Genomic DNA, 3,835 nt, shown 5'->3' with positions numbered 1-3,835 from the left:
ACCTCAACCTGCTCGACGTCAACGGCACGCTCGTCGAGCTGGGCATCCCCGAACATCCCATGCCGGTGCCGGCATTCGCGTTGGCGCTGATGCGACGCAGCCTGTCCGGGTCGAACATCGGCGGCATCGCCGAAACCCAGGAGATGCTGAATTTCTGCGCCGAACACGGTGTGACGCCCGAAATCGAGCTCATCGAACCGGATTACATCAACGAGGCCTACGAGCGAGTGTTAGCCAGCGACGTGCGCTACCGCTTCGTCATCGACATCTCACGTTTGTGAGGCTGTGACGTCGCCGCTGACCAGCGACCTTCAGAAGTCCCAGTCCTCGTCCTCGGTGACGACGGCCTTGCCGATCACATACGACGACCCAGAGCCGGAGAAGAAGTCGTGGTTCTCGTCGGCGTTGGGCGACAACGCCGACAGGATCGCCGGGTTCACGTCGGTCTCGTCCCGCGGAAACAGCGCCTCATAGCCGAGGTTCATCAACGCCTTGTTGGCGTTGTAACGCAAGAACTTCTTGACGTCTTCGGTCAACCCGACTCCGTCGTAAAGATCCTGGGTGTATTCCACCTCGTTGTCGTAGAGCTCAAAGAGCAGTTCGTAGGTGTACTCCTTGAGTTCTGCCCGCCTGGCGTCGTCGACCAGCGCCAAGCCACGCTGGAATTTGTAGCCAATGTAGTAACCGTGCACTGCCTCGTCGCGGATGATCAGCCGAATCATGTCAGCGGTATTGGTCAGCTTGGCCCGACTCGACCAGTACATCGGCAGATAGAACCCGGAGTAAAACAGGAAGCTTTCCAGCAGGGTGGAGGCCACCTTGCGCTTGAGCGGTTCGTCGCCTCGGTAGTACTGCATCACGATCTCGGCTTTGCGCTGCAGGTTGATGTTCTCTTCCGACCAGCGGAACGCTTCGTCGATCTCCGCTGTCGAGCACAGCGTGGAAAAGATCGAGCTGTAGCTCTTGGCGTGCACCGACTCCATGAACGCGATGTTGGTGAGGACGGCTTCCTCATGCGGCGTCAGCGCATCAGGAATCAGGCTGACCGCTCCGACCGTGCCTTGGATCGTGTCGAGCAGCGTCAGACCGGTGAACACCCGCATGGTCAGCTGCTTTTCGCTGGCGGTCAGCGTTCCCCACGACGGGAGGTCGTTGGACACTGGCACCTTCTCGGGCAGCCAGAAATTTCCGGTCAGCCGGTCCCAGACCTCAGCGTCCTTGTCGTCTTGCAGCCGGTTCCAATTGATCGCCGAAACGCGGTCAATCAGCTTCATCTTCTCGGTCACCAGAACCCCACTTCACGCGCCCTATTGGGCTGACAGTCTGCCTGCGGTACTTAGACCTCAAACACTACCCCTGGGGCCCGACATGCCACCGCAACACAAGAAGTAGTGTTTGCGTGTCGCCCAGCGCAGCCGCCTAATTCGCCACCGTAAGCGGCGCATGCTGCGCAGATGAGCCCATCCCCACTCCAAAGAATTGGTACTCCGTGGGCTTGACCGAGCGGGTCCCCCGCCAGTACTGCCAGGTGTAGCCGCCCCAGAGCACAGTGTTCTTGCCATGCTCGTCGAGATACCAGCTGCGGCAGCCGCCGCTGTTCCACACCGAGTGAGCCAGGTTGCGTTGCAGCTCGTCGTTGAAACGGTCCTGCGCGGCACGCGTCGGAGCCAGTGCCTGCGCGCCCAACCGGTCGCACGTCGAGATCGCGTCGACGACATAGCGGATTTGGGATTCGATCATGAACACCACGGAGTTGTGCCCCAGGCCGGTATTGGGTCCCAGCAGGAAGAACAAATTGGGCATATCAGCGACGGTGATCCCGCGGTGAGCGGCAATGCCCTCACGGTTCCAGCGATCTACTAGATCCTCGCCGTGGCGTCCTTTGATCTGGACGTAAGTGTAGGAGTCGGTGACATGAAAGCCGGTGCCGTAGACGATCACGTCCACTTCTCGGAAGACCTCACGGCCGGTGCCGTCGACAGTGACGATCCCGTCGCGCGTGATTCGGCTGATGGCCTCGGTGACCAATTCGGTCTTCGGGTTCGCAACGGCCCGGTAATAACTGGAAGAGTTCAGGATTCGCTTGCAACCGATGCGGTAGTGCGGAACCAGTTTGCGACGCAGCTCGCGGTCTTTCACCGAGTGGCGGATGTTCCATTTGGCGAGGGCTTCGATGATCTTGAGCGTGTTCGGCCGTTTCGTCATGCCATATGCCAACGCCTCATGCGCCCAGTAAATACCGGCGCGCAGCAAAGCCCGCAGCCCCGGGACATTCGTCAGAGCGCGCCGCAACCGCAACGGCAGTTCAACGTTAATGCGCGGCACCACCCAGGGCGGGGTGCGTTGGTAGAGCTGGAGTTCGGCAACCTGGCGGACGATCTCCGGCACAATCTGGATCGCGCTGGCGCCAGTCCCGATCATCGCCACCCGCTTTCCCGTCAAATCCACGCCGTGATCCCAGTGCGCGGAATGGAAAGCAGGGCCGCAGAATTCGTCACGGCCTTCGATGTCAGGGATCGACGGGATGTGCAGCGCGCCAGCACCCGAGATCAGGAACTGAGCGACGTATTCTCGCCCATCGGAGGTGAACACATGCCACCGGTACTCGTCCTCGTCCCAGTGGCCGCGATCGACCAGGGAGTTGAAAACGATGTAGCGGCGCAGCCCGTATTTCTCGGTGACTCCCTTGAGGTAATCCCAGATCTCGGGTTGGTAGGAAAACAGGTGCATCCAGTCCGGCTTGGGCTCAAATGAGAAGGAGTACAGGTGAGACGGGATGTCGCAGGCGCAGCCGGGGTAGCTGTTGTCCCGCCACGTGCCGCCGATGTCGTCGGCCTTCTCCAGGATCACGAAGTCGATGCCTTGCCGTTGCAGCGCGATCGCCATCCCCAGACCAGAGAACCCAGTCCCAATGATGAGAGCACGGGTGTGCACCGGCTGGTGGCCTTCGGGCCCCAGCTCAGCGTGGGCGTCCGGTTGCGTCCCGGCATTCGTCATGTTGGATCGGTCTTCCTATGGGGGCCAGTGCGCGACGTGCGATCTTTGGCCTAGGCACCTAGCTGTCGCAGAATACCCGGTACCCAGGGTATCGAATAGAACGAGTGTTATCGATCACCGTGGCGATGTCAACGCCGCCAATGCTCAGCTCGCGGAGCGGTTGAGTGGTACCGCGTCGTGGATCGGCCGGTCCGGATTCATCGAGATGCCAAGCGTCTCGGCGGTTCCAACGATGACGGCCATCATGATGGTCGTCAGATGCGCGACGAACTGCTCACGCGGCATCCGCCGCGGGCTATCGGGTTCGGGACCCAACCACCACTCGGTGGCCGACGCGGCCGATCCGAAGGCGGCGAACGCGGCAAGTTCGCTAGCCGCGCGGTTCAGCTCCATTTCCCGCAGCTCGTTGTTGAACATCTCGGCCATGGTCAGGGTGATCTCGCGACCTTCGTTGAGGGTCCGCACTGTCGCCTCGGACTGCGCCGAGAACCGGCCCTGGATGAAGACCCGCAACACGTTGGGATGCTTGTCGACGAGGCTGACATATTCGTCGACGCTGCGCCGGATGACTTCGCGAGCCGAGTCGGTGGCTAAGTCGATAGCCGGGAAGATCGCCGCCCACAGCATGTCGCGCAGACGGATGCCGATGGCCTCGAACAGATCGGACTTGTCGGTGAAATGCCGGTAGATCTTGGGCTTGGCGGTGCCGGCTTCTTCGGCGATTTCTCGCACACTGACCTCGGGCCCCAGCCGGTCGAGAGCACGGAAAGCGGCATCGACGATTTCGCCGCGCACCTTCTTACGGTGTTCGCGCCAGCGTTCGCTGCGCGCATCGACC

The 3,835-nt window shown here is 61.3% G+C and carries 3 protein-coding genes and 1 pseudogene; 1 reads left to right on the top strand and 3 read right to left on the bottom strand.

The features are described 5' to 3' along the window. Positions 1-281: pseudogene (locus AC2VOU_RS16165) on the top strand (hypothetical protein); the annotation flags it as partial. A gap of 30 nt (positions 282-311) precedes the next feature. On the opposite strand, the gene nrdF reads toward AC2VOU_RS16165, so the two are convergent. From nrdF to AC2VOU_RS16150, 3 genes are all read right to left on the bottom strand, one after another. After that, positions 312-1,286, bottom strand: coding sequence for a class 1b ribonucleoside-diphosphate reductase subunit beta (gene nrdF / locus AC2VOU_RS16160; RefSeq protein ID WP_156166208.1), 975 nt, complete (start codon positions 1,284-1,286; stop codon positions 312-314). Between the two features lie 133 nt (positions 1,287-1,419). After that, positions 1,420-2,997 (bottom strand): flavin-containing monooxygenase, encoded by a 1,578-nt coding sequence (locus AC2VOU_RS16155; protein ID WP_486958282.1) that lies wholly within the window; start codon positions 2,995-2,997, stop codon positions 1,420-1,422. A 144-nt stretch (positions 2,998-3,141) separates the two neighbouring features. Beyond that, the coding region (locus AC2VOU_RS16150) for a TetR/AcrR family transcriptional regulator (RefSeq protein ID WP_486958281.1) at positions 3,142-3,835 on the bottom strand (694 nt) is incomplete at its 5' end.

It is taken from the genome of Mycobacterium sp. TH-M25 (assembly GCF_057473665.1).
The sequence above is the reverse complement of the archived record's forward strand: the minus strand, read 5'-3'. Positions and strand labels throughout refer to the sequence as shown.